We start from the raw sequence: 24,124 nt of genomic DNA, 5'->3' as shown, positions 1-24,124 counted from the left end.
AGGCTACCTTGAATATTGACTGCAATCGTCTCGAAACGAGATGTTATACGTATCGGATCAAGATCCTGTACCTTGTTGCATGGCTTTGTATTCGCTGGGCGTCATGCCCATGACTTGTTTAAAAGCTTTATTGAACGTCGCTTTAGAACTGAAGCCTGAATCTAACATTGTATTCGTAATTGTTTGGTCTGTAGATTGTCGAATATGCTCACACACAAGACCTACTCGTAGACCATTTATATAATCATTAAAGCTGCATTTACCCACTAAGTTAATCGCACGAGAAATATCGCGGGCTTGAAACCCCGTCAATTCACTCAACTCATTCAGCGTAAGACGAGCCCGTCTGAACCACGCATTAACTTTAATTTGTTGATCAACCTCTGCAAAAATTGCCCGGTAGTCTTCGCTGGACTCAGCGGCGTCAGCGAGGCTAGCGGTGCTATCAATTTGCGGAACAGGTGATAATACCCTCTGGTGAAGCTTTACGATGACATAAGCCACTAGCAACAACCAAATAAGATTATTGATACCCTGCCCCAAGAGGTTAAGGTCAACTGCGAGTAATTGTTGAATATTAAGCCGGACGAGATCAATTGCAGTAAACGCAGTGATAGTCACCACTACCCATATCAACCAAGTAAATGAAAACTCATCAGCATCAGAGCGCTCTTGCTCCAGTGATCGTTTGTACTCAAACAGCACTTTTATGGTGTAAATGCTATACAACACACGTGAAAATGTACCGAGTAATATAATGGTTTGAACGTTTGCAGTGAAAGGTAAAGCAACTAATGCAGGGACGAAATGAATGCTATCTAAAGTACTAACCATTCGCCCTGTTAGAGATTTCGCAACGACAAAAAATGCAGGACCAGAAATCAGCAAAAGAGCTGGACTAAGCAAATATATATCTTTTGTAATACCGGATTCTTCCGCAATATTCACAGCAGATGCAAACGCGATATAGGCTAGTAACCATACAACTCCCCTAAATGCGCTTCGTTGCCAAAACAAGACGCATCCGAGCAGCGCTACACTGATAGTTGCAGCTTGTATCAAATTGACGGCGTTAAGCGTTAGCACCATTAAGAACGTCTATCCACAGGCAGAGAATTAGTATCATCATACCGTCATTCGTTCAGAAATGGAGTAGCCAAAGAGTAACGAGCAAACAAATAAGAGCACAATTCTGAACCCATTTGTTCACACCGTGCTCCAATCAATCGATTAAACGCCTAAGTTTAGGCGCTCGGTAATGGTTTAGTTAAACAAAACACATTGAACTTATTGCCATCAAGGTCACGAAAGTACCCTGCAAAGAACCAATCGCTACGGGCCCCTACTGGCCCTTCATCAGTCGCGCCAAGTTCTAACGCCTTATTGTAGATAGCCTCTACCTGTTCTGGTGTATCTACCTCTAACGCCACCATAGTGCCGTTACCCGCGGTTGCTGGGTTACCATCAAATGGTTTGGTTAATGCCAATGAGGTCTTCCCTTGATCGACAGCCCAAGCGATAAAGGTTTCCTCTTCCATCATACGACTTGCCCCTAATTCCGCTAACAACGCGTCATAAAAAGCTGCTCCACGTGCTAAATCATTTGTCCCTAAAGTGATGTATCCAATCATTCTTACGCCCTCCGTTAGTAGAAAATAAAATGTAGAACACAACTGTATATTTGTACAGATTTAATGAAAATTAAATTTTGACAATACATCGAAGTATTCCGTGAGCATTTCATATGTATTTGTCTCTATTCATACTTGTAATTGAAAAAGCTATACAGGCACGAGGCAACAAGATAGCGTAGAGCCATCAGTCTATTTAGACATTGCCTAACGGGTTAATCTAACCTAATTCGCCGAGAGTAATTATGACCACATTGTTTCTGACTTTTGCGTTACTAGCCGCTTTACTGCATGTTTATATTTTTTGTATGGAAAGCTTGTGGTTTATGCGCCCTGGCATATACAAGCGCTTTGGCGCGAAATCGCAAGAGGATGCTGAGGCCAAACGTTTGTGGGCTTTTAATCAGGGCTATTACAACTTATTTTTAGCTATTGGGGCACTCGCTGGCATCGGGATACAACTATCAAACGGGCATGAATTGATATCCCACACGTTAATTTTATTTGCCTGTGCCAATATGGTTGGCGCCGGTATTGTACTTATATATTCTGGCGGTAAACCTATGCTTCGAGCGGGAACAATGCAGGCCTTTTTTCCTTTATGCGCGTGGATTACATGGTTCATTAGCTAATGCTTATCAATGGCTTTCGAATAGTTCAATGTTACTAACTTATACCCGTTTGCAATCATGCTACCTAAACGACCAACGATAAAATATTTCCTGTTACTTGCCATCTTAAGTCTTGTGCCAGTGTTAGCTGCCGCTGAAATACTTAGCGAAAAGCTACGCGCCATTGAAAATGAAACCGGTGGCATTTTAGGTGTAGCCGTATTGGATACCGAAAGCCAACATCTTTGGCATTACAATGGCGATTTACGCTTTCCCATGATGAGCACGTTCAAAACCCTTGCTTGCGCAAAAATGTTGCATGATCACGACAAATCTTTAATTGATTCCGCTACAGAATATCCAGTGATTAAGGCAGAGCTAGTCGTTTGGTCCCCTATTACTAAGGACTTAGTCGGGCAATCAATTTCGTTATTCGATGCCTGTGAAGCAACCATGCTGACCAGTGACAATACCGCAGCTAATATTGCGCTAAAGCAGATAGGTGGCCCTCCAGCAGTAACGCAATTTTTGCGAACTTACGGTGATCCAACCACACGCATCGACCGTTACGAGCCTGAGCTGAATCAAGCTGTCGCTCATGATCCAAGAGATACAACAACGCCCAAAGCAATGACAGAAACGCTATCAACACTTTTATTGGGAACCACATTGAGTAAAACGTCAGCTCAACAGCTGAAGCAGTGGATGCAAAACAACACCATTTCAGATGCGCTTTTGCGTTCAGTACTACCTTCAGCTTGGCAAATTGCGGATCGAACAGGAGCCGGTGAGAACGGATCAAGGGGCATAACCGCAATTATTTGGAACAGTTCACGCCCCCCAATCATTTTGAGTATTTACCTTACTCAAACCCAATTAAGTCTCTCTGAGAGAAATGCTGTTATTGCTGAGATAGGCAATGCTGTTTTTCATCACTATCACGTGCAGTAAAGCCTGCGATAGTGAATACAGCAACAGGGGGAAAAATATAAAACAACGACTAATACGATAGGTTGCTTCCTTGTCTTTCCTGCATAAAGATTAAATTGTGATTTTCTTGTGATAATTTTGCGACTTTTTATTTCCACTATCTCCTTACTTGATTGAAAACGCACGCTATCTGCTGGCTAGCGCAAAACATCAACCAACGCGTTTACTATCAAGCCAACATCGTAATCCAGTGTGCAATGCCCCCTTTGTTCAAAAGCTGGCAATGCAAGCGCATCAACAACTAAGGAAAAATAATGAGAAATAATTGGCTAATTCCATGCAGCCTTGTGGCTGGACTGAGCACATTTGCAGCTACTAGCAGTGCAGCAGAAATCGATATTGAAATCCAAAATTTAACGCGCGGTATCTACTTTACGCCGCTTCTTGTTGCCGCTCACCCTGCCGAACAATCGCTATTCTCTGTCGGAGAAATGGCTAGTAGCGAGCTTCAGGCCATGGCTGAAGCGGGGGATATCTCTGGCCTTGAAAATGTGCTGACAACAGTCAATGCCGATATGGCGAACAATCCCGCTGGCGGATTGCTTGGGCCTACCCAAAAAACAATGGCGAGTTTATCAACAGAGGAAGGCAACTCGTCTTTATCTATCGTCGGCATGATGTTACCTACCAATGACGGATTTATAGGTTTGAATGCTTGGCCAATCCCTTCTGAAGCAGGCACCTACACTGTCTACCTAAATGCATACGATGCGGGCACCGAAGCGAATGATGAAATACGTGGTGGTGACCAACCTAACATGCCGGGCATGCCCGTTCCACCGCCACTTGAATCATTAATCGCAACAGGCGGCAGTGGCGTTACTACAGAAATAGGCGCAACAGTCGTACACATTCACCCAGGAAACTTGGGCGATCATGATGAAAGTGCCGGTATTAGCGACATATCTAACACCGTACAACGTTGGTTGAATCCGGTGGCTAAGATCACGATTACAGTTTCAGAATAGGAGGCGTCATGGCTTTATTAAACAAGTTGCCATTGGCAATGCTTGCGCTGGGCTTTTTAAGCTTAAGCGGCTGCAGTGATGACAATGACGAACCTACTGTCATGGTCCCTGAGCCAGCACCCGTAACGCTTACTTACGATATCACAGTGACCAACCTCACTCAGGCTCAGCCGCTATCACCTCTAGCAGTAGGTTTGCACGAAGATATATCTATGTGGCAAATAGGAGAATCAGTATCTGAGGCTTTTGAGTTACTTGCTGAAGAGGGTGACAATGCCGAGTTTCTGGCTAACAGTGAATTTCTGGCAACCGCGTCAGGCGCAGATATACTTCCACCAGGTGAAACAGAGACGGTCACTGTTTCAATCACAGATGGGGATGCTTTCTTTCTTACTGTTGCTACTATGCTTGTAAACACTAATGATGCATTTGCGGGTGTAACCCAGCATCCCTTATCGGGCATGGAAGTCAACCAATCTGTTACCTTATTCGCCAATATTTATGATGCGGGAACAGAAGCTAATACCGAAATGGCCGGCACTATTCCGGGTCCAAGTGATGGGGGTGAAGGATTCAATGCTGACAGAGATGATGCAAATGCCGTAAGTATCCACCCCGGTGTTGTAACGGGTCAGGACTCATTACCGAATTCAGTATTGTCTGCTATCCATCGATTCAATAATCCAGGGTTAAAAATTATTGTCACCCGAGTGGAATAAAAAACGTCACTTGCCGGTCTGTCATATCGAATTGGTGGGATAACCTTAATAAATGTAATGGTATATTCCATTGTCGATATTGCAGCTGTTATGTGAGCACTACTCTTTCACGAGGGCAGCGCTGGCAGACCGGAATTTGGTATGATTTTACTCATTCAAAACGATAAACAAGACAATAACAGCTTAATGTCATGCCTGAACCGCGTTGGTGCTGAGTGTGATAAGAGTTTATGTATTGAATCAGCGTTAGTTCGATGTCGTCAACGTCAGTATCCCGTTATTGTTATCGCTATAAAAGATAAGCTACAAGAACAGATATCATGGATACAGAGACTACAGAGCGCGCTGCCTATGACCTCTATTGTTGTTGTATCAAAACAAGGATGTGAAGCAGAACGTATTTTGAGCCTCGAACTTGGCGCCCAAGACTACATTGAGTTTCCAGCCAACCCTGTTCAACTACAAGCTAGAGTTCGTGTTGAATTGCGACGGTCACGCATTGTAAGCGCTATCGACACTCAGTCGGCAAACGCTGTGCGCATTGGCAGTTTTTACATCGATCATTCTTACCATAGAGCTGAGTACAATGGTCACTCATTATCGTTAACGGCAACTGAATTCGAGTTGCTGTATTTTTTAGCTCGTCACCCGGATCAAGTATTCTCACGGCCACAGTTGCTGGCTTCCGTCTGGGGTTATAACTACTCCGGATACGAACACACCGTGAACAGCCTAATCAATAGATTACGCTCGAAATTGACTAAGATTTGTGACTGTGGCGATCTGGTGCAAACAGTGTGGGGTGTCGGCTACAAGTTTAATCCAGGCAAAGCCGCAGAGTACAATTACTAACGGTACACTGCTCTTTTGTACACCATCTACATCTTCGCGCCATACGAGAGCTTGCACTGGTCGATAACGTTTTTTGTCGATACACTCTGATCACACCCGTGGCGACACAAACGTTATATTTTAATTCGGATATCACAATGGAATTGATCCGCCCCTCAATGAACTACCAACAAAGTTACATCGACTACATCGCAGAATTAGGTGATGAAGAGCGATACCCTTTCCCAATGGATTTTGATCACTCTGACTTTGCCCAAATGCTCGCGAGAATTGCTGATTTTGCTGATGGAGTTAACTTGCCGCCAGGCTATGTTCCGAGCTCGACATGGTGGTTGGTAGACAATGACGAGCTGATTGGTGTGACCAATGTTCGCCATTACTTAAATGACGCGATAGCACATTGCGGGGGTCATATTGGTTTGAGTATACGCCCATCCTATCGTCGCAAAAATCTTGGTGCTTTGCTGATGAAACTATCCATTCAAAAACTCCATACTATGGGCGTCGATCCAATACACATACACTGTTACAAATCGAACCTCGCTTCCTCACGCACAATCATCGCTTGTGGTGGTATTTTAGATTCTGAAATTGATGACGAAGGCGTTATCGTGCAACGATTTTTAGTTAACAAGGCTAAATAGCAAAAAGAAAACATGCTTTAAGTTTTAACACATAAACAAGGATATTAGATGGAATTTACTGCTGCTCAAGACGATATGAAAAGAGCCTACGCCGGCGGTTCAACGGGTGTTTTAGCATCAGGAATGGTTTGGACAATAGCTGCGATAACAGGGCTGGTACAAGCCCCTTTCGCCAGTATGCTTGTACTTTTCTTTGGTGGCATGCTGATCTTTCCTCTTTCCGTGCTCCTCGCCAAAATCCTTGGCCGTTCAGGCCGTCATGCAAGTGATAACCCACTACGCTTTTTAGCAATAGAGACCCTTGCCATATTATTCGCGGGCCTTTTATTAGCCTTTTATTTCGCCAACATCGCGCATCAATATTTTTATCCTATTATGCTTATTACCATTGGTATTCGATATATCGTTTTCCAAAGCCTGTATGGCGAAAAGCTGTATTGGGTTTTGGGGGCTCTCCTCACCGTTTCGGGAGTTGCTAGTCTATTGTTGAACGCACCTTTTATTATCGGCGCCTTTATTGGTGGAGGTTGTGAACTGCTTTTCGCGTTAATGTTACTGCGAAAATACAAAGGCAACGAATCACTAGGCTGAGGGTATTCGGTGTCTTTGCATAACCATTGGGGGGCGCTATACTGCTCAGCGTCTTAGTACTACTTTTCTGATAACGCCCGTTGTTGTATTCCCGATGAAATTAGTTTTTACATTTTTATTGCTGCTACTCACTGGATGTGTAGCTACACCTCGCATAGGGACAGAAACAACGTCGATGGAACTTCTGACGACCCACGCGGCACCAAACACTAAGCAAACTGAAGCGGAATATCAGCTCGATATCAAAGCATCAGGTAAACAAGGCGAGTTTGTTTACCTCAACACCAAGCTAGATTACCGTGATCAAGAGAATATTACCGTCACGATCCCCCCATCAGTAGTATCCCTACTGGAATCCACCTATGGACAACCAGCGGAAGATTTCTTTATTGGCAAGGCTATTGCCGTTCGAGGGCTTGCGCGACAAGTACGTACACAAGCGTCAACTGAAGGCCAATCTAACGCCAAGTTTTTTTACCAAACCCACATCCGCATTAAAGACATTGCACAAATCGTGGTGCTGGGTATGTCTCAATAACTGAACAAGCTGCAAGAGATCGCGATTGGGAGTCTCGAGAATAACAAGGGAAAGGATTTATGACCGTCAACAAATCAGATGAAAAGCACATTGAGTATCGCGTTAATGCGCCCATAACCACAGAACAGTTTTTGTGTGTTTTACATAGCAGTGGTTTGGCCGAGCGTCGTCCTGTAGACGATGTCGCTTGTATTGAGGGGATGATCAACAATAGCAATCTAACCCTAAGCGCGTGGGATGGAGAAAAGCTCGTTGGCATTGCACGAAATGTGACGGATTTTCACTACGCCTGCTACCTATCCGACTTAGCGGTTGACAGAGAGTATCAATCCTTAGGCATTGGTAAACAATTACAAGTGTTAACTAAGAAGGCGCTAGGGCCAAAGTGCAAATTGATTTTAATCGCTGCGCCCGCTGCAAATACCTACTATAAGCACATTGGCTTTAACCATAATGAGCGATGTTGGGTACTCGAGCCTACGGCCAGTATCAAAGACTAGTGCTGACGATTAGCGGGTCGTAACATACTTCACTTTTAACTACGCACTTCAATTTTTATTTGCGCAACATACATAGGCAAGGCACTCATATGGTACATGCATCTCGTGACGGTTTTTTCATCACAACCGAACAGGCGAAATTTGATATGGATGTGATCCACCGATTCATATCGAACAGCTACTGGGCGGAAGGCATGCCACGAGCACTATTGGAAAAAGCCGTTAAAAACTCGTGGTGCTTTGCTGTTCTAACCAGTGACAATACGCTTATTGGTTTCGCCCGCTTGATCACCGATAAAGCCACATTTGCTTATTTAGCCGATGTATTCATTTTGCCTGACTATCGCGGTAAAGGTCTGAGTAAATGGTTAGTCGACACGATCGTATCGCAACCAGAGGTAAAAGGGTTACGTCGCATGATGCTAGCAACCTATGATGCACATTCACTCTATGAGCAATACGGGTTTAAGCCGATTGAGCGTGTGGAAACTTTAATGCAAATATGGCAACCCGATATCTACAAAGAAAAAAAGCCTGAGTGACAAACATTCGAAGGGAAGCACATTACGCCAGTTTTAGACTACTATTAAAACCACAAGTCATGAACTGTGAATGGAGTGCTGTCGCTTGAATAAACTTAAAATCATGGAAGTGTTATCTCGCATTCCCTTGTTTAAAGATTTGCAAGCCTCTGACCGTCAACAAGTGGTTGAGATGAAAGCGGTCTTTTCTGGCATAAAGGCCGGGGAAACCTTTATTCGTGAGGGTGCGCAAGAACCATGGTTTTACATTATATTGGCAGGCAAAGCGCTGGTAAGCCACCGTCAGCATACAGTTGGTCATTTACACCCTGGTCAGTTTATCGGTGAAGTCGGATTTATCTGTCGCGAGCATCGCTCGGCGAGCGTTTCCGCAGTTGAAGAAATGGTTGTCATGAAAATCGATTACGAAGCATTCAAGCGACTACCTGTGAGTATTCGGGAAGCAATAAAAGATAAGATCATTGCAGGCTTGGTTGAGCGTGTTTCGAAACAAAACGCAGAATCCATTGCAGCAGAAGACGAAAGGGAAGAATTGCTCTCTCGCATCGCGGATTTAGAAGCCGAATTAGGTAGCCAGTTACCTGACCCAAATGAAGCATGACCACAGATGGAAAATGAGCAGCAAAGTAAATGACTCAAGGAAAACAAGAGTTTCGTGAGCAAGGTGGCATCGCCACCATGGATCCCAGCCCTTTGCGCCGCTGGATAGACAAGGAAACGAACTATTGGCGTTGTGGGGGCAAGACCGACTATGGTTACTTGCATCCGAGATTAATCGTTATATAAATCAGTAAAACCATACTAAAGATTACAATAACGTCGGCCCTCCATTAACCGCAAGTTATACCTAAATTACGGTTCTAACATCGTAAAAATGAAACGCAGCTCACGGGTTACATTCAAGTGAATGTAACCCGTGAGCTTCAAACTAAAGCTTACCGATCCAGCCTTGATAAATGTTTGCCTGAGTTTTGTTAGGTGATGTTGTTTTAGTTATATAAAATTCATCCGTAAACTGCGCCAACTCTAGGCCAGCCAACGAAAGGGCCCCCGCCACATCCAACTTTTTATCCGTTCCCCAAACGTGATCTTGAAAGAATGAATGGTAATCTTTACCACTTACCTCAGAAATGATTTGGGCAATATCGCTAATTTCGAACTTCAACTCTTTTTGTCCAAAACGCTCGTTGAGTAATCGCATTACATCATTAAGACTTTTTTCACCTTGCGTTTCATGTCGAATATTTAAATCCAAAACGAGCGCAAGAGTTGCTCCTCCCCCATACACTTGCAACCAATTCTTGTGCTTTTCTTGTCCGGCCTCTACAAGGCTTAATGCTCCTTCAGGATTCATGTTCATAGTAATGTGGTTGCGAGATAAGTACCTTTCCAATTTTTTAAAATACAAACTCTCATCTATGACGCCTGTTCTAAACAAAGTTAGGCTGGAGTAATATTCAGTGAACCCCTCAGAGAACCAGAACGTCTCTGTTCTATGTTTTCCATGATCACCATTCCAATAGTGGAACAATTCATGTGACATGGTGTTGGCCCACACTATTTTTCGTCTATCCAAATTGTCAGCAATAATGACTTGATTAAAACTGTTAGCAAAAGACTCGCCATCGTCTTCATCAGCCCCTCTTATGGTAACGAGGTACTTTACTTTAGGCGTGATTGCGAACACCTTACGAAAACTGGACAATTGTTTTTGGAAGATATCCTGAAACAGATCGACATGGTCTTTAAGTGCATTGTCTACGGCTATCACTATTTCCATATCACCGTCTTGTACGATGCGCTCATAATGTTCGCCAACGACAAGGGCGTTGTTGACAAGACCAGCCCAAGAATTGACTTCAAACGTGTGTGGCGCGTTTGGCTTACTTTGCCAAGGAGCCGAAATATCCCACTTCTCAGGCACGTCGATTTTTACTGTCGCCCGCTCTAAACCGGGTGAGTATATAAATAACGCCTTTGTAACCAAGAAAATGACATTCTCAGTAACAGCGGGTCTTGAGTCTTGGCCGCCTGCAGGGTTCCAATCATATTCATCCTGAGTCAGTGAAACTTTATAAGTGAGCGTTAAGGGTAAGCCATCTTCTCCATTAACAACCCAGGCTCCCCAACCGTCTTTGGTATTAGGGGTCGCTTCCAAGGTGTTGTTTTTATCATCCTTTACCACAAGATCTTCAACAAACGTCCCCCAGCCATGCGGCAATGCGGGGTGCCCCCAAGACGCCATTCTAATTTTGTTACCCTTGAGCGATAACGTAGCTTCGACTTCAACAATCCTGGGGTCTTTATCAGAAAATGTAACAATGTAATGCGCCGTTGAAGAGTCTTCTGCGAAGACGACCAAAGGGAAAAGTAGAAAAAGGAATAAGCGGAGTTTACTGAATATTGTCATCAATTAGGGCCTTTTGTGAGTATGCAAAAACTGATTATGTGACGAGAAAAAAATCGAAAAGGTTTAAATGATGAATAAAACTCAATAGTTTTTTCTAAAAATCAGAGTCTTATTTACTATCTGTGTCGCGCATATCTTGTGGAGCATAAGTCTCATGACTCAGCTAAAACAAAGTGCTAGCGCTGCCCCAAAGCCGTTATAAAAAGAATAATTGAGATAAGTCACCTTGGATAAGTCTCATTTCTTCAACAGACAAAGGGCAGCATTCGAAAATTGTAAACTTGAGCTGCTAATTCGTGGTAGAAGCGGACTTAGGTAATGCTATTTTAAGCTGCGAGTAACAACTTTTTGATGTAAAAAGAAGTGGAGCTGAATAAGCTGCTACGAGTATGACATAACGCCTTTTTAGACACTCAAATTATCTGTATTATCTAAACTATCTGCTAATACCTTTCCAAGCAAATGCTCTTGATAATTAGCTAGTATTAGCTGCCGTTCCCCGTCCGTTTTTTGCTGTACACCATGAGCTATAAACGCTGGCAAAATCTCCCATCCCATAAAGCCAAATATATCTTGATATAAACCGTCAATTTTATTTTTGTAATACTCCAACTCTTCTTCAGAGTTGGCACCACCTGTTGTAATTGAATACATGACTTTTTTAGGCCCAAGTATTGCGTTGTTACCGTAGGCAAAACCGGAAGATAGCACGCGATCGATCCAACCTTTTAATATGCTCGGAAAAGACCACCACCACAAAGGAAATTGAAAAATTAGTAGATCAGATGAAGCCAACTTTTCTTGCTCTTGACTAATGCTATTTACAAAAGAGTTACTCGAAATCGCTAATCTTTGGGCTTTTGCTAATTGGAACAAGTCTTCAGCTGGAAAATTATTAGTATCACTTTTCCCCGCAACTGGGTTAAAGTTTTGCTCATACAAGTCTGAAACTTCAAACTTGATGCTTTCTTTTTTCAAAACTTCCATTGCTATTTTGTGTAATGCAAAATTGAAAGAACCTTGTTCTGGATGTGCTATAACTAGATGTACTTTCACCTTATTTCCTTAGAATGCCTAGCAATTGAGTTCGAAATTTGCTTATTTAGAAGTAGCTCTAAATAATCTCGTGAATTGAAATTAAAAGTCTAGACACTCTAACGCAACTTCCGTTGGTATGAACTCAAAGAGCCTCTTTTTCTCCGTTATCAAGTAGTCGATATTGAATTCCATTGTCAATCAACAACCCTTCTGACGATTTGATCGGGAAACTGGCGGAGTAATCCTCTTGATGCTTTACTGCGATGGCTAATTCTCTAAGAGTCGCAATCACGCACGATAGCTTAGTTCTCTATTGCGCCAATACCGCACAATTTCGACCTTGAGCTTTGGCGCGGTACATCGCCTCATCAGCTTTGTGCAGTAGATCTTCGATATTAATTGGTGGGATTGCACAGGCAATACCTATGCTAGCCGTTAACTTCACTAGTCCCTTAGGCGAGTCTACGTGGATCTCTGTGGTTTTTTGGAGTAGGCGCTCTGCCAATTGAACAGCTGCGTCACACGGCTCGGTGATAAACAATACAAACTCTTCACCACCTAAACGACCGAAGATATCGGTTTCCCTGATCAGGGTGTCGACGGTTATCGCAAACTGTTTCAATGCCTCATCACCAACATTGTGTCCGTGGGTGTCATTGATGCGTTTGAAATGGTCAAGATCAATCATTAACAAGCAACAAGATTGGTGTTGACGAAGCGCTAGTTCAAGGCGCTGTTCAGCATGTATCAGAAAACTACGACGATTTCTAATACCGGTTAAGTCGTCAGTATTCGCTTCGACTTCTGCTCTTGTTTTTGCGCGTTCTAGTTCAATCGTACGCATTTTAACTTCTTGTTCCAAACGCTCTTTCGACTTCTCTAGATGTTCACGATACTCGCGCTCAGTCGCTTCTTTGTCGCGACGTAAATGTTTCACTAACAGTCCCATTGCGAACATGATAGTGAGCATTTCAATGTAAGACGCCACAGGCGGTAAATAGTAATTAAACATTGAATGTTCGATTGCACCAACATCACGTAAAACCTGCATCACCAAACCGATAACTAAGGCTGCCCAAGCCAGCGTAAACACACCTGCCTCGCTGGCTCCTTGTCGCCAGCGCAGGAAACCCACGATCAGAACTACAGGGTAAAGTATTAATGCAAGTGTAATGGTAATGATGGCTAAGAGTTTGACTTGGAAAATAGCAGCCGTCAGTAGTACAAATGCATTAGCGATCATGAACAATAATACGTAGTCCATACGCGGCGTATGGGTACGCGTGCTTAAAAACGCGCGGGCAAAAACAAGTCCACACACAATGGTGACAGCCCCGCTAATCGACATCAAACTCCAGTGGAAAGTGTCTGTTAATACATGCTGATGAGTCAGGCCCAAAATGGTGGCCCAACAAGTTATCTTTGACAGTGAATACAACGAATAGAGGAAAAATAATTTTCGCCCAGCGGCAAAACCTGCCACAAATGAAAACAGTGCCATCAAAAAGAAACCGCCAAACAGAAACATTAATAAACCTGTTTCACGGGCATGAGACGCAACCAAGGCGTTGGGAGACCATATGCGCATACTCGGATAGCTAAACCCACCATCCGTGGCATCAAATCGGACTAACATGTGAAGCTGTTGTTTGGCGGGGATTTCAACTGGAATAACAAAGCGGTTATGTGTAACAGGGCGATGTGCAAAAGGTTCGTTCATTGACAACTTTTGCAACAACACATAGGTATTGGCAGAGCCAACACTGGCGTATGCTTCCACCTCAATTACTTGGTGGTCAACATACTCTAAATGCAACGACAAACGCTGTTCAGTGACATTTTCTAAGGTAAATGCCGTCCAGGTATCGCCTTTGATTAATCCAGTTGAACCATTGGTAGCAAGTGGTTGGAATTCTTTGTTGAGCAGAGCTTGTTGTACGTTATAAACGGTAAGGCTTCTATCCGGGTCAAAAAATACCTGATCGATGCCTGTGCGTTGATGACCATCTTCATTTGCGCCCACTTCAATGACGTCTGACGCATTAGCCAATGTGACTGTGAACATCGACAAAAACGCCACGACGACTATCGTAATATGTCGATAAAACGCCGTCTTTGCTTTACAAAGACGAAAGGCTGGTACTAACCATAGAGCGATGTTCACGATAACCTACCCGATTGCGACTACAATACAATCTTGATCTGTTTAAATAACGCACCATTCATCGACGATGACAAATGATCCTCGCGAGTATATATAATGCAATGGACTATCGCCACTATGAGATCCTTATGCGGGTAAATAAAGCGTCACTTCAAAACGCCGTCGACAAAGGCATTATTTCTTTAGAGCAAGCCCAAGCGCTTGAAACTTTGTGGCAAGAATCCCCCGCAACAGGGCCACGGTTTTCTACTACCCATGTTCTTTACTACTTCGGCGGTTTGGTGGCGATCGGTGCGATGAGTATTTTCATGAACTTAGGTTGGGAAACGTTTGGTGGTGCAGGCATCTCAATTTTGTCGCTAATCTATATGAGTGCAGGCATATTGCTCAGCAAACATTTTGTAAGTAAACACTTACATACCCCAGCAGGGATAACTGCTGCTTTTTCAGTTTGCGTTACACCATTACTGATTTACGGTATTCAACACTGGCTGGGGTTCTGGCCTGATGAAACCACTTACACTGAATACCACCGACATATTCAATGGCATTGGCTATATATGGAGTTAGGTACCTTAGCTGTCGGCGCTACACTGTTATGGCGTTATAAGTTCCCGTTCATCATGCTGCCAATTGCCCTAACGCTCTGGTACATGAGTATGGATGTTGCCGTTATGCTTTCTTCAGGTGAATCTGATTGGGAGCTGCGTCGGTTGGTTTCATTGTATTCAGGTCTTATCATGATCGTATTCGCAGTTTGGATAGATTTACGAACTCGCCAAACACATGACTATGCATTTTGGCTATACCTAGGTGGCGCGTTTGCTTTTTGGGGCGGATTAACATTGCTGGACTCAGGCTCTCAATGGAGTCGACTAGCCTACTGCGGCATAAATATATTGATGATAGCGTTCGGGATAGCGCTCACGCGAAAAGTGTTTGTCATACTCGGTGGTATTGGCGTTTTCATTTATCTCGCGCATTTAGCATCTGTGGTATTTAAAGACAGTTGGTTATTCCCTATCGCACTCAGCATTCTGGGACTAGCCATTATCTATCTAGGTATAATCTGGCAGCGACATGAGCAACGTCTTAGCACACAGCTTCAGCAAAAGCTCCCAGATAAAATACGGACTTTGTTTTTCCCCCGGCAATAAACAAATTGGCCGATAAGGGCCCAGACTATTGTCTAGTGTGTGTAATTCATCTACAGTTAGATCGTCGCAAAATAACGACAGAAATTTGGACTGACAATATGGATATTAAAGCCTACATCGATTACTTCACTGAAATAGCCCACCTTCCCCGTGAAGATCAGTTCACTTATTTAGAGAAAGTGCGCGACAGTATTAATCAAGGCTGGCCGATCTCGTTTTTTACCTGTTTAGCGATTTTGTTACGAGTAGGCGTATTGGGCAGTATATATGCGGCTTTATCATTGTGGCTCTCATTCCCGATGTGGGTGGTTATTATTGCACTGGTAATAGGGTTATTTGTGGCCCGAATTATTGAAGATGAAATCACTACACGCATGGTACGTAAAAAGCTCAAAACCATGGTAAGTACTCACTTACAAAAATAGCAAGTTTTTCTCTACTGCTTCGGGGGCTTACCCAAGTGGATCACATCTATCGCCCCAGTATGAACAATATCCTGCAAAGTAAGTGTACCTTTTGGGTCGAGCTTATGTTGTTGTGCAAACCACAAGGTTAACGTGGCAAAAGCATCATCCAGAGCGTTATGCGCTGGCGCCGCAGGTAAATCTAAACGGTCACGACAAATAGACAAAGTGGCACTGTTGGGCGGCAAAACACTGTGGCGTTTCTGCAACTCATAAACAGCTAGTTTTAATGTATCAATTGTGACAATAGCTGGAATATATAATCCTAGATTCGTTGCCACCGTTTTGAGCACACCAATATCTAAGCCCGTGTTATGAAACACCCACACATGGCTATCAACATAAGCATTCAAGCGTTCAACCGCTTCTTGAACGTGCTCCCCGTTGCGTATTTCCTCGTCAGTTAAGCCGTGGATCACAGGGCTTTGCTGTAAGTCCTCTTTTGTCCGTATAACTTGATAGTAACAGCTAGACATGTCCACTCGCTGTGCCTGTCCTGCCACCCAACCTATCGACAGCACTTTCGCACTTTGAACATCGAGTGATGTTAACTCTAAATCAATAGCTAAAAAGGGAATGTCTTGCAGTTTTGATTGCGCAAATGCCTGTGGCAACGGCTGTGCACTTCCGCCTGAGAGCTTTTTAATCCAGGACAATACTGACATGCTTACCCCATACCACCGGAAAACTTCATAACAGCTGCCTGCTGTGCTCTATCAATCGCTTTAAACGCGGCTTTTAATTGATGTTTTTCTATCGAAGACAATTCACTCACCGATACACAGTTATCTGTAACTTTTTGTGTTAACTGATGCCGCCAACGCAGGCGGTTGATAAACAACCAAATATCTCTCAAATTATCTGCATCGCCATGTGAAAGCCCTGATGTCGAGGGCAAATTAGCCAGTCTTCCAAGTGTTGCCGGCATCGTCAGTGAACTCTCAAGCGCATATAAACGCACTAGATTGTTAATGATCGCAATCGCGTTTTTCTTCAGATCAATGCTGTCTTTAACCTCTCGTCCTTTCTCATAAACAAACTTCTGAAACATCGACAGCGGTACATCTATATCGTTGGTATGACGCGCCAAGGCCGCTAAAAACATCTTCTGTTTGAGTAACGGTGCTCTGGCCGCTTGGAGTTGATTAAATAATTCAAAGTCACCTGCAACCGCTCGCGCGTCCAAAAAAATATTAAAATGCATTATGGCATCAGGTGTGGGTTGCTTAACCCATCGTTTCGCTTCTTCAATCGCCTCATCCAGTGAAAGACGCAGTTCAGGATTTGAGGCCATAATGTTACCAGGACACAGTTTAATGCCACATTTATTAAGGCCCTCACAAACATAGGTCGTCATGTCTGCAAAATACTCAGCCTGAGCCGTATCTGGTGAACTCGCTAACAGTAATGCGTTGTCTTGATCAGATCCGAGTGTTTGATCTTCTCGTGCCTGAGAGCCATACACGATCCAACAATAGCCCATCGGCGCAGGTCCATTTTTTTGCTGGAAGTAGGTGATCAGTTTTCGCGTCATGATATCGGTTGCTTGAGACAGCACTTTACCAGCAATATCAAAATCACCAGGGCGCTTTGCATGCGTCGAAAAGTAATGCGGAATTTGCCAGCTAGCGCGAGTGAGCTCATATAGGTTCTCGGCCTTTGACAACTCCCCAATCACAAACAACACATTGCCCCGTTGATGCCGCACAATATCACTGGCTGTGATCATACCGACAGGCTCTTGGCTGAATCGGTCGATAACCGGGAGGTGATGAATATTACGCTCACTCATCAGTGAAAGGGCATCGAACAAGGTGCGATTTTGCGTGATCTTGGCTGGCTTCTCAGTCATAACCATCGCAATTGATGCATCGATATCGGTTCGCTCCGCTACAACGCGATTGCGTAAATCTCTATCCGTTACAATGCCAACAAGATCATTCGCTTTGGTTACCAATAAGGACGAAACATTGTGATCAGCCATGATCCGCGCTGCAGCATGAATTGATTGCTCAACGTCAGCTGAAACCGGTGCCTTACCAATCACCTCTGAAAGCGGCTTGTATAACCACATTGAATTGGAATCCGCTACTGCCGTATTTTGCAGAGCATCCGACTTGGCGCTATTGAAAAAGTTTGCAACCGCCGCAGTTTCCATGATCTGCAATACGGCTTTTCGAGGCATACAAAATATGAGCCCCGGTTTATCAACCGTAACCTCCATGGCGTAATCCACATCATCTAAAATGCCGCTAACACCAAAATAATCACCATCACTAAGGTGCCGCTCTGGGCCATCGGAATCCTTCACCGAAAACTGGCCACTTTGGATCAAGTACAAGCAATGTGTATTACCCTTGAGTAACTGAGCTTTGTTATCTTGGGTGAGATAGATCAAGTTGGCGCCACGTGCCAGCGCTTCAATATCACTGTCGCATAACGCATCAAAAGGCGCTGAGGTACGCAGAAAGTCACTGATCTGCTGGGGAACTGTGCTCATATCATTTTCTCAGAATAGCCAATGTTAAAAGGTAAAGTGTAAATCAGTTGCTCCACGATACGCTGTGCTAGATCAAAAAAGGCTCGACTAAAACGTCGAGCCTTTAACCTTAATCACATTAATATCTGGACTTAGTGCGCAGAAGCTTCTCCGGCCCCTTTCGGGAAACGGATGCTTTCTACTAAATCTTGTATTTCTTGTGGTGCTTCATCAGTCATCTTGAATACAGCGAATGCTACTGCAAAGTTCACAGCCATACCCAAAGTACCGATACCTTCAGGTGAAATTCCAAACCACCAGTTTGCAGGTACGTTCGCCGCTGGATTCACAAACTTGAAGTAAATGATATAGGCTGCGGTAAAGGCAATACCTGCCAACATGCCCGCAATTGCACCTTTGTCATTCATACGCTTGCTGAAGATACCCATAATGATCGCAGGGAAGAAGCTGGATGCCGCCAAACCGAAGGCAAATGCCACCACCTGCGCCACGAAGCCGGGCGGGTTGATACCAAAGTAACCAGCAATACCGATTGCCACCGCTGCAGCGAGACGTGCATAGAACAATTCGGATTTGTCACTAATATCTGGCGCAAAGTTTCGTTTCAGCAAGTCATGCGATACGGAGGTTGAAATAACCAACAGCAGACCAGCAGAAGTTGAAAGTGCAGCCGCTACACCACCCGCAGCAACCAATGCAATAACCCATGCTGGCAAGTTTGCAATTTCAGGGTTGGCAAGAACCATGATGTCGCGGTCAACTTTCATTTCGTTGCGCTCATCACCTGAATAGAACATTTTGCCATCGCCATTCTTATCTTCAAAACCGATCAGGCCTGTTTGCTCCCAGTTTTTGATCCAGCTTGGTGCTTCAGCATAGGACGTACCTGTGCCTTGTGGACCATTGATGGTTTCAATCATGTTAACGCGAGCAAACGCAGCTAGAGATGGTGCTGTAGTATATAGAATTGCGATGAACGCTAATGCCCAACCAGCACTCTTACGTGCATCACGTACCTTAGGTACAGTGAAGAAACGTACAATAACGTGCGGTAGACCAGCTGTACCCACCATAAGCGCGAAGGTAATAAAGAATACATCAATCATGCTCTTCGTGCCGGATGTGTATTCGTTAAAGCCCAGCTCGGTGGAGAGACCATCGAGTTTGTCGAGCAAGAACACTCCGGACCCATCGGCGAGTGTCGCACCAAATCCTGTTTGTGGAAGAATGTGGCCAGTCACCATCATTGAGATAAATACCGCAGGAACGATATAAGCGAAAATCAATACGCAGTACTGCGCTACCTGTGTATAGGTAATGCCTTTCATGCCACCCAAAACGGTGTAGAAGAATACGATACCCATACCGATGATAACACCGGTCACAATGTCAACTTCTAGGAAACGACTGAATACCACGCCAACGCCACGCATCTGACCCGCTACGTATGTGAAACATACGAAGATAGCGCAGAATACCGCAACGGTTCGTGCTGTTTGCGAGTAGTAACGGTCACCGATGAAGTCTGGTACCGTGAACTTACCGAACTTACGTAAGTAGGGGGCAAGGCAAAGTGCTAACAATACATAGCCGCCGGTCCAACCCATTAGGTAAACCGCACCGTCGTATCCCATAAATGAGATCAAACCTGCCATTGAGATAAACGACGCAGCAGACATCCAGTCAGCGGCTGTCGCCATACCGTTCATTACAGGAGGAACACCACCGCCCGCAACATAGAACTCGTTGGTTGAACCCGCACGGGCCCAAATCGCAATCGCGATATACAGCGCAAAAGAGCCGCCTACGATAATAAATGTGAGTGTTTGTACATCCATCACCCTACTCCTCGTCTACGCCATACTTTTTGTCCATGGCATTCATTTTGGCCATGTAAACAAAAATTAAAGCTACAAATACGTATATTGAACCTTGTTGTGCGAACCAAAAGCCCAATTTAAAACCAAAGAACTGAATTGCATTGAGTTGCTCTACAAACAAAATGCCAGCGCCGAATGAAACAACGAACCACACGACAAGTAACTTTGTGAGCAAGGCGAGGTTTTCTCGCCAATACGCACTCTTGTCATCTTCACTTTTGAAAGCCATTTTCCTATCCTCAATCAGGTTAAGTAGATGTTTTTATTTTTACATTTTGCTAACCAGGCACGATTTAGTAACTCTTAGGCAATGGCCCGGTCGCTGAGCTATCGTTCAAGCCCATAAAAAATGCTTGATTTAAGCCTTGGTAGTTACTTTAGACGTGTGTTAACAAACTAGAAATGCGACCATGGTCGTAGGTAGAAATAAACCCATGGCACTGTGATAAAGTGTCGTTTGTAAACAATATGTTAGGAAATTAAATGGCTTTCGGTTGGTCCGCACTAGCAATAATCTACATATTCCTGCTGTTTTTGATTGCACGCTGGGGAGACAGAAACACGCCGACATCACGTTGGTTGACGTCCCATCCAGCGATTTATTCATTAGCTCTGGCAATCTATTGTACTGCGTGGACGTTTTTTGGGGCAGTAGGACAAGCAAGCCGCGACAACTGGATGTATTTACCCATTTTGCTGGGGCCCGTATTGGTTTACGCGGTTGGATATCGGTTCATATATAAGTTAGTTCTGGTCAGTAAAAAGCAACACATTACGACCATTGCTGACTTTATCGCGTCGCGCTACGGCAAGCGTCAAGCCGTTGCCTTGATGGTGACGCTGATAGCGTTGTTAGCCACTATTCCTTACATTGCTCTTCAGCTGCAAGCGATAGGCACTACGTTTTTATTGCTTACCAATTATCAAGATTCTGATTTGATCGTATTGGTTTCCACCGTCTTTATCGCGGTGTTTGCAATTTTCTACGGCACTAAGAGCGCCGATGTGACCGAGTACCGTCGAGGATTAATGCTGGCGATAGCATTTGAATCGAGCATAAAACTATTGGCGTTAGTATTAATTGGTATTGTTGCTTACGTCGCTCTTAACACCGAAGCAGCCTCTCATCCTACCGTCAGCTTTTTCTCCAGTGACGCGCTTTCGACTTTCGGTACGTTTAATTTCTGGGCACAAACGCTAATGGCCGCAGCGGCTGTTATTTGTTTACCGCGACAATTTCATGTTGCCATTATTGATAACTTAAGCCTTAAACACCTTAAAACCGCACGCTGGTTGTTCCCGGTTTATTTACTCGCAATGGCAATAGTGATCCCCGTAATAGCACTCGCAGGTACGCAGATGTTTGCGAATAGCAACTTAGCGCCTGATGCCTACGTACTGAGTATAGCCATGGACAATGGCTCGATAATTTTACAAGCCTTAGTGTTTGTTGGCGGATTATCTGCAGCGACCGCGATGATCATCGTGGCGACACTCACCTTGAGCACAATGCTCACCAATGACATTGTCTTGCCGCGTATATTTGCCGTCAATCAACATAATAAACATTTAGATTATGGTCGACGCATTCGTCTGATCAGGCGAGTCATTATTGGCGTTATTCTGTTGTTAGCCTTTTTATATCATCAACAAATGGCAGGTAGCAGTTCACTGTCATCAATTGGCTTGATTGCATTTTCTCTGGTGATACAGCTATTGCCTGCAATCGTCGGTGGCCTTTATTGGAAGCGTGGTCATGCCCAAGGTGTGTATGCCGGATTAATGTTAGGCTTGATGTGTTGGGTGTTGTGGTTGGTAATGCCTATCGTCAACAATGATTTCGACTACATGCACCAAAATGAACTGCTGAGCCAAGGTGCGATTGTCAGTTTACTCGCCAATACCGTTGCCTACATTGTATTTAGTTTATGGGCTCCTGCCCGCTTATTAGATCGTATTCAGGCGGAAGCCTTTGTTTCCCCGACAGATGTTAGAAATGGTATTAGCCGCGAGCAGGCCGCAAATGTTCATGTAGAAGATCTGTTAACCCTGCTCACTACGTTTATGGGCCAAGGTCGCTGTGAACAACTAGTGGGCGAGTTTAATCGTACTCATGGCGAGCGAGTGCAAAAAAGCGATAGGCCCACCCCAGCATTCGTGGCGTTTTGTGAGCGCGCTTTGGGCGGTGTAATTGGCGCTTCTAGTGCACAAGCATTAACCGATAGTGTAACGCGCGGAAAGAAACTTGATTTCACAGAAGTCATTAACTTCTTTGACGATACCACTCAAGCAATGCAATTCAATATGACGGCATTGATCACTTCGCTAGAAAACATCGATCAGGGTATTAGTGTTGTCGACAAACAACTCAAGTTAGTCGCTTGGAATAAGCGCTACAGTGACATGTTTGACTATCCTGAAGGCATGCTTGAGGTCGGTGCCTCTGTGGCAGCATTGGTTCGCTATAACGCGGAGAACGGGAACTGTGGCCCAGGCCCAATAGAGGATGAAGTCGAAAAACGCATGCGCCATTTACGCGCTGGTACTCCGCACAAATTTACCCGTCAACGCAAAGATGGAAAAGTCATCGAAATGATCGGTAACCCGCTACCCGGCGGCGGTTTCGTTACCACCTTTAATGACATCACCGGACACGTAGAAATACAGCAGGCACTCGAAGAGTCTAATATTAATTTGGAACACCGGGTTAAGAAGCGTACTGAAGAAGTGCATTCAATAAACGCCGAACTTAGACTCGAAATTCAACGCCGCTCAGACGCTGAAAAAGAACTGATCCGCGCACGTAAAGCAGCGGAAGAAGCCAATGCCAGTAAAACGCGTTTCCTCGCATTAGCCAGTCACGACGTATTACAGCCACTGAATGCCGCCAAGCTATATGTATCAGCACTACAAGAATATTCGCTGGAAGAAAACGCGCAAGAATTGGTTAAAAAACTCAATCAGTCAGTTAACTCAAGCGAACATTTAATCGGTACTTTGCTCGATATCGCGCGGCTCGACCAAGGCGATCTTAAACCCAGTATTGAGCCTGTTGATATTCAACAACTGCTCGCGCCGCTAATCGATCAAACCGCCATGCGTGCTAAGGAAAAGGGGCTGGAATTCCGTCACCACTTGCGACCTTGTTGGGTACTGGCTGATAAAACCTATTTATATCGGATCGTGCAAAATTTACTGTCAAATGCCGTGAAATATACTCAACACGGGAAGGTACTATTAGTTGTTAAAACCTTTAAAGAGCAAGTTATTATCCGCGTATACGATACCGGTATGGGGATATCAGAAGACCAGCAGTTCTTAATTTTTAGTGATTTCTATAGAACCGACAATCATACCGAAAGTGGCGTCGGTCTGGGGCTAGGCGTTGTGCGTAGGCTCAGTACCCAGATGAACTGTAATGTCAACGTCCGCTCCACTGTAAACAAAGGCAGTGAATTTGAACTGCGCCTATCTTTAACGCAAGGTATCGCTAACGATGAAAAAGGCCCATCGCCAGCCAGCACGTCATTTTCGGGTTTGCGTGTGTTGTGCGTAGATGATCAACAAGAAAACCTCGACGCATTAAAAGTGCTATTAGAACGGTGGGGAGTAACGGTTGAAACGGCGAATAACCGTTCATTAGCCATTGAACGTACCCGAGAACTCCGCCCACAAATCGTCTTGATGGATTATCAACTCAGCAACAATGAGAATGGTCTTGAGCTGATTGAAACCCTGCGCAGCGAATCAGGTATTGTATTTCCGGCGTGCTTGATCACCGCCGTACGAGAGCAAGCGCTTATTGATCAGTGTAAAGCGCATGGCGTACACTTTATGAATAAACCGGTGAAACCTGCAAAACTGCGTGCGCTATTACTGTCGATGACGCGCTTTATAGACGAGGCTGAAGTACTCGAGAAGTAAA

At 44.4% G+C, this 24,124-nt stretch carries 24 protein-coding genes; 14 read left to right on the top strand and 10 right to left on the bottom strand.

Annotated features, from left to right (window positions below; genetic code table 11):
* Positions 1-57: 57 nt before the first annotated feature.
* Together CSH93_RS13180 and CSH93_RS13175 are read right to left on the bottom strand one after the other, a co-directional pair.
* Positions 58-1,089 carry a helix-turn-helix domain-containing protein gene (locus tag CSH93_RS13180; RefSeq protein ID WP_100643721.1) on the bottom strand — a complete coding sequence of 344 codons (1,032 nt, stop codon included), beginning with the start codon at positions 1,087-1,089 and terminating at the stop codon, positions 58-60.
* 155 nt (positions 1,090-1,244) lie between these two features.
* Positions 1,245-1,631 carry a VOC family protein gene (locus CSH93_RS13175; protein WP_100643720.1) on the bottom strand — a complete coding sequence of 129 codons (387 nt, stop codon included), beginning with the start codon at positions 1,629-1,631 and terminating at the stop codon, positions 1,245-1,247.
* 245 nt (positions 1,632-1,876) lie between these two features.
* Between CSH93_RS13175 and CSH93_RS13170 the strand changes: the two genes are divergently transcribed.
* The 11 genes from CSH93_RS13170 to CSH93_RS13120 all read left to right on the top strand — a co-directional run bounded on the left by CSH93_RS13170 (position 1,877) and on the right by CSH93_RS13120 (position 9,187).
* A complete protein-coding gene (locus CSH93_RS13170; RefSeq protein WP_100643719.1) occupies positions 1,877-2,263 on the top strand; it encodes a DUF1304 domain-containing protein in 387 nt (128 codons plus the stop codon).
* A gap of 78 nt (positions 2,264-2,341) precedes the next feature.
* Positions 2,342-3,193: a class A beta-lactamase gene (gene bla / locus CSH93_RS13165; RefSeq protein WP_420807262.1), complete on the top strand. Its 852-nt coding sequence runs from the start codon at positions 2,342-2,344 to the stop codon at positions 3,191-3,193.
* 293 nt (positions 3,194-3,486) lie between these two features.
* The gene (locus tag CSH93_RS13160; protein WP_100643717.1) at positions 3,487-4,200 is read left to right on the top strand and encodes a spondin domain-containing protein; all 714 of its coding nucleotides are present in this window, start codon (positions 3,487-3,489) and stop codon (positions 4,198-4,200) included.
* Between the two features lie 8 nt (positions 4,201-4,208).
* Positions 4,209-4,919, top strand: a complete 711-nt coding sequence (locus CSH93_RS13155) for a spondin domain-containing protein (protein WP_100643716.1) — start codon at positions 4,209-4,211, stop codon at positions 4,917-4,919.
* Between the two features lie 141 nt (positions 4,920-5,060).
* Complete coding sequence (locus tag CSH93_RS13150) at positions 5,061-5,771, top strand: response regulator transcription factor (protein ID WP_100643715.1); 711 nt, start codon at positions 5,061-5,063, stop codon at positions 5,769-5,771.
* Between the two features lie 137 nt (positions 5,772-5,908).
* Positions 5,909-6,415 carry a GNAT family N-acetyltransferase gene (locus CSH93_RS13145; RefSeq protein WP_205663334.1) on the top strand — a complete coding sequence of 169 codons (507 nt, stop codon included), beginning with the start codon at positions 5,909-5,911 and terminating at the stop codon, positions 6,413-6,415.
* A gap of 48 nt (positions 6,416-6,463) precedes the next feature.
* Positions 6,464-7,006, top strand: coding sequence for a DUF7010 family protein (locus CSH93_RS13140; RefSeq protein WP_100643714.1), 543 nt, complete (start codon positions 6,464-6,466; stop codon positions 7,004-7,006).
* A 94-nt stretch (positions 7,007-7,100) separates the two neighbouring features.
* The gene (locus CSH93_RS13135; RefSeq protein WP_124748979.1) at positions 7,101-7,544 is read left to right on the top strand and encodes a hypothetical protein; all 444 of its coding nucleotides are present in this window, start codon (positions 7,101-7,103) and stop codon (positions 7,542-7,544) included.
* A gap of 59 nt (positions 7,545-7,603) precedes the next feature.
* Entirely contained in the window at positions 7,604-8,044 is a 441-nt protein-coding gene (locus tag CSH93_RS13130; RefSeq protein WP_100643712.1) for a GNAT family N-acetyltransferase, read from the top strand.
* An 89-nt stretch (positions 8,045-8,133) separates the two neighbouring features.
* Positions 8,134-8,586 (top strand): GNAT family N-acetyltransferase, encoded by a 453-nt coding sequence (locus CSH93_RS13125; RefSeq protein ID WP_100643711.1) that lies wholly within the window; start codon positions 8,134-8,136, stop codon positions 8,584-8,586.
* A gap of 85 nt (positions 8,587-8,671) precedes the next feature.
* Positions 8,672-9,187, top strand: coding sequence for a cyclic nucleotide-binding domain-containing protein (locus CSH93_RS13120; protein ID WP_164078369.1), 516 nt, complete (start codon positions 8,672-8,674; stop codon positions 9,185-9,187).
* 327 nt (positions 9,188-9,514) lie between these two features.
* Here the strand turns inward: CSH93_RS13120 and CSH93_RS13115 are convergent, their stop codons facing one another.
* From CSH93_RS13115 to CSH93_RS13105, 4 genes are all read right to left on the bottom strand, one after another.
* Complete coding sequence (locus tag CSH93_RS13115; protein ID WP_100643709.1) at positions 9,515-10,996, bottom strand: M61 family metallopeptidase; 1,482 nt, start codon at positions 10,994-10,996, stop codon at positions 9,515-9,517.
* A 405-nt stretch (positions 10,997-11,401) separates the two neighbouring features.
* Positions 11,402-12,052 (bottom strand): NAD(P)H-dependent oxidoreductase, encoded by a 651-nt coding sequence (locus tag CSH93_RS13110; protein WP_100643708.1) that lies wholly within the window; start codon positions 12,050-12,052, stop codon positions 11,402-11,404.
* Positions 12,053-12,176: 124 nt separating this feature from the next.
* Positions 12,177-12,326, bottom strand: a complete 150-nt coding sequence (locus CSH93_RS17935; RefSeq protein WP_164078368.1) for a hypothetical protein — start codon at positions 12,324-12,326, stop codon at positions 12,177-12,179.
* A gap of 18 nt (positions 12,327-12,344) precedes the next feature.
* A complete protein-coding gene (locus CSH93_RS13105) occupies positions 12,345-14,198 on the bottom strand; it encodes a sensor domain-containing diguanylate cyclase (protein ID WP_124748978.1) in 1,854 nt (617 codons plus the stop codon).
* Between the two features lie 128 nt (positions 14,199-14,326).
* Here CSH93_RS13105 and CSH93_RS13100 point away from each other — a divergent pair, with 128 nt between their 5' ends.
* Both CSH93_RS13100 and CSH93_RS13095 read left to right on the top strand, forming a co-directional pair.
* Entirely contained in the window at positions 14,327-15,355 is a 1,029-nt protein-coding gene (locus tag CSH93_RS13100) for a DUF2157 domain-containing protein (protein WP_100644004.1), read from the top strand.
* A gap of 98 nt (positions 15,356-15,453) precedes the next feature.
* Positions 15,454-15,780 (top strand): hypothetical protein, encoded by a 327-nt coding sequence (locus CSH93_RS13095; RefSeq protein WP_100643706.1) that lies wholly within the window; start codon positions 15,454-15,456, stop codon positions 15,778-15,780.
* An 11-nt stretch (positions 15,781-15,791) separates the two neighbouring features.
* Here CSH93_RS13095 and CSH93_RS13090 read toward each other — a convergent pair whose 3' ends face one another.
* From CSH93_RS13090 to CSH93_RS13075, 4 genes are all read right to left on the bottom strand, one after another.
* Positions 15,792-16,484: a 3'-5' exonuclease gene (locus CSH93_RS13090; protein WP_100643705.1), complete on the bottom strand. Its 693-nt coding sequence runs from the start codon at positions 16,482-16,484 to the stop codon at positions 15,792-15,794.
* A 2-nt stretch (positions 16,485-16,486) separates the two neighbouring features.
* Positions 16,487-18,319, bottom strand: coding sequence for a DUF294 nucleotidyltransferase-like domain-containing protein (locus CSH93_RS13085; protein WP_100643704.1), 1,833 nt, complete (start codon positions 18,317-18,319; stop codon positions 16,487-16,489).
* Between the two features lie 131 nt (positions 18,320-18,450).
* Complete coding sequence (locus CSH93_RS13080; protein ID WP_100643703.1) at positions 18,451-20,157, bottom strand: sodium:solute symporter family protein; 1,707 nt, start codon at positions 20,155-20,157, stop codon at positions 18,451-18,453.
* Positions 20,158-20,161: 4 nt separating this feature from the next.
* Positions 20,162-20,428 carry a DUF4212 domain-containing protein gene (locus CSH93_RS13075; protein WP_100643702.1) on the bottom strand — a complete coding sequence of 89 codons (267 nt, stop codon included), beginning with the start codon at positions 20,426-20,428 and terminating at the stop codon, positions 20,162-20,164.
* 254 nt (positions 20,429-20,682) lie between these two features.
* On the opposite strand from CSH93_RS13075, the gene CSH93_RS13070 reads away from it, so the two are divergent.
* Positions 20,683-24,123 (top strand): PAS domain-containing hybrid sensor histidine kinase/response regulator, encoded by a 3,441-nt coding sequence (locus tag CSH93_RS13070; RefSeq protein WP_100643701.1) that lies wholly within the window; start codon positions 20,683-20,685, stop codon positions 24,121-24,123.
* The last annotated feature ends 1 nt before the right edge of the window (position 24,124 follow it).

The sequence above is a fragment of the Neoalteromonas facilis genome, from assembly GCF_002807665.1.
Classification (GTDB): Bacteria; Pseudomonadota; Gammaproteobacteria; order Enterobacterales; family Alteromonadaceae; genus Alteromonas_E; species Alteromonas_E facilis.
Note: the sequence above shows the minus strand (reverse complement) of the source record. Positions and strands in the feature narration are given on the sequence as shown.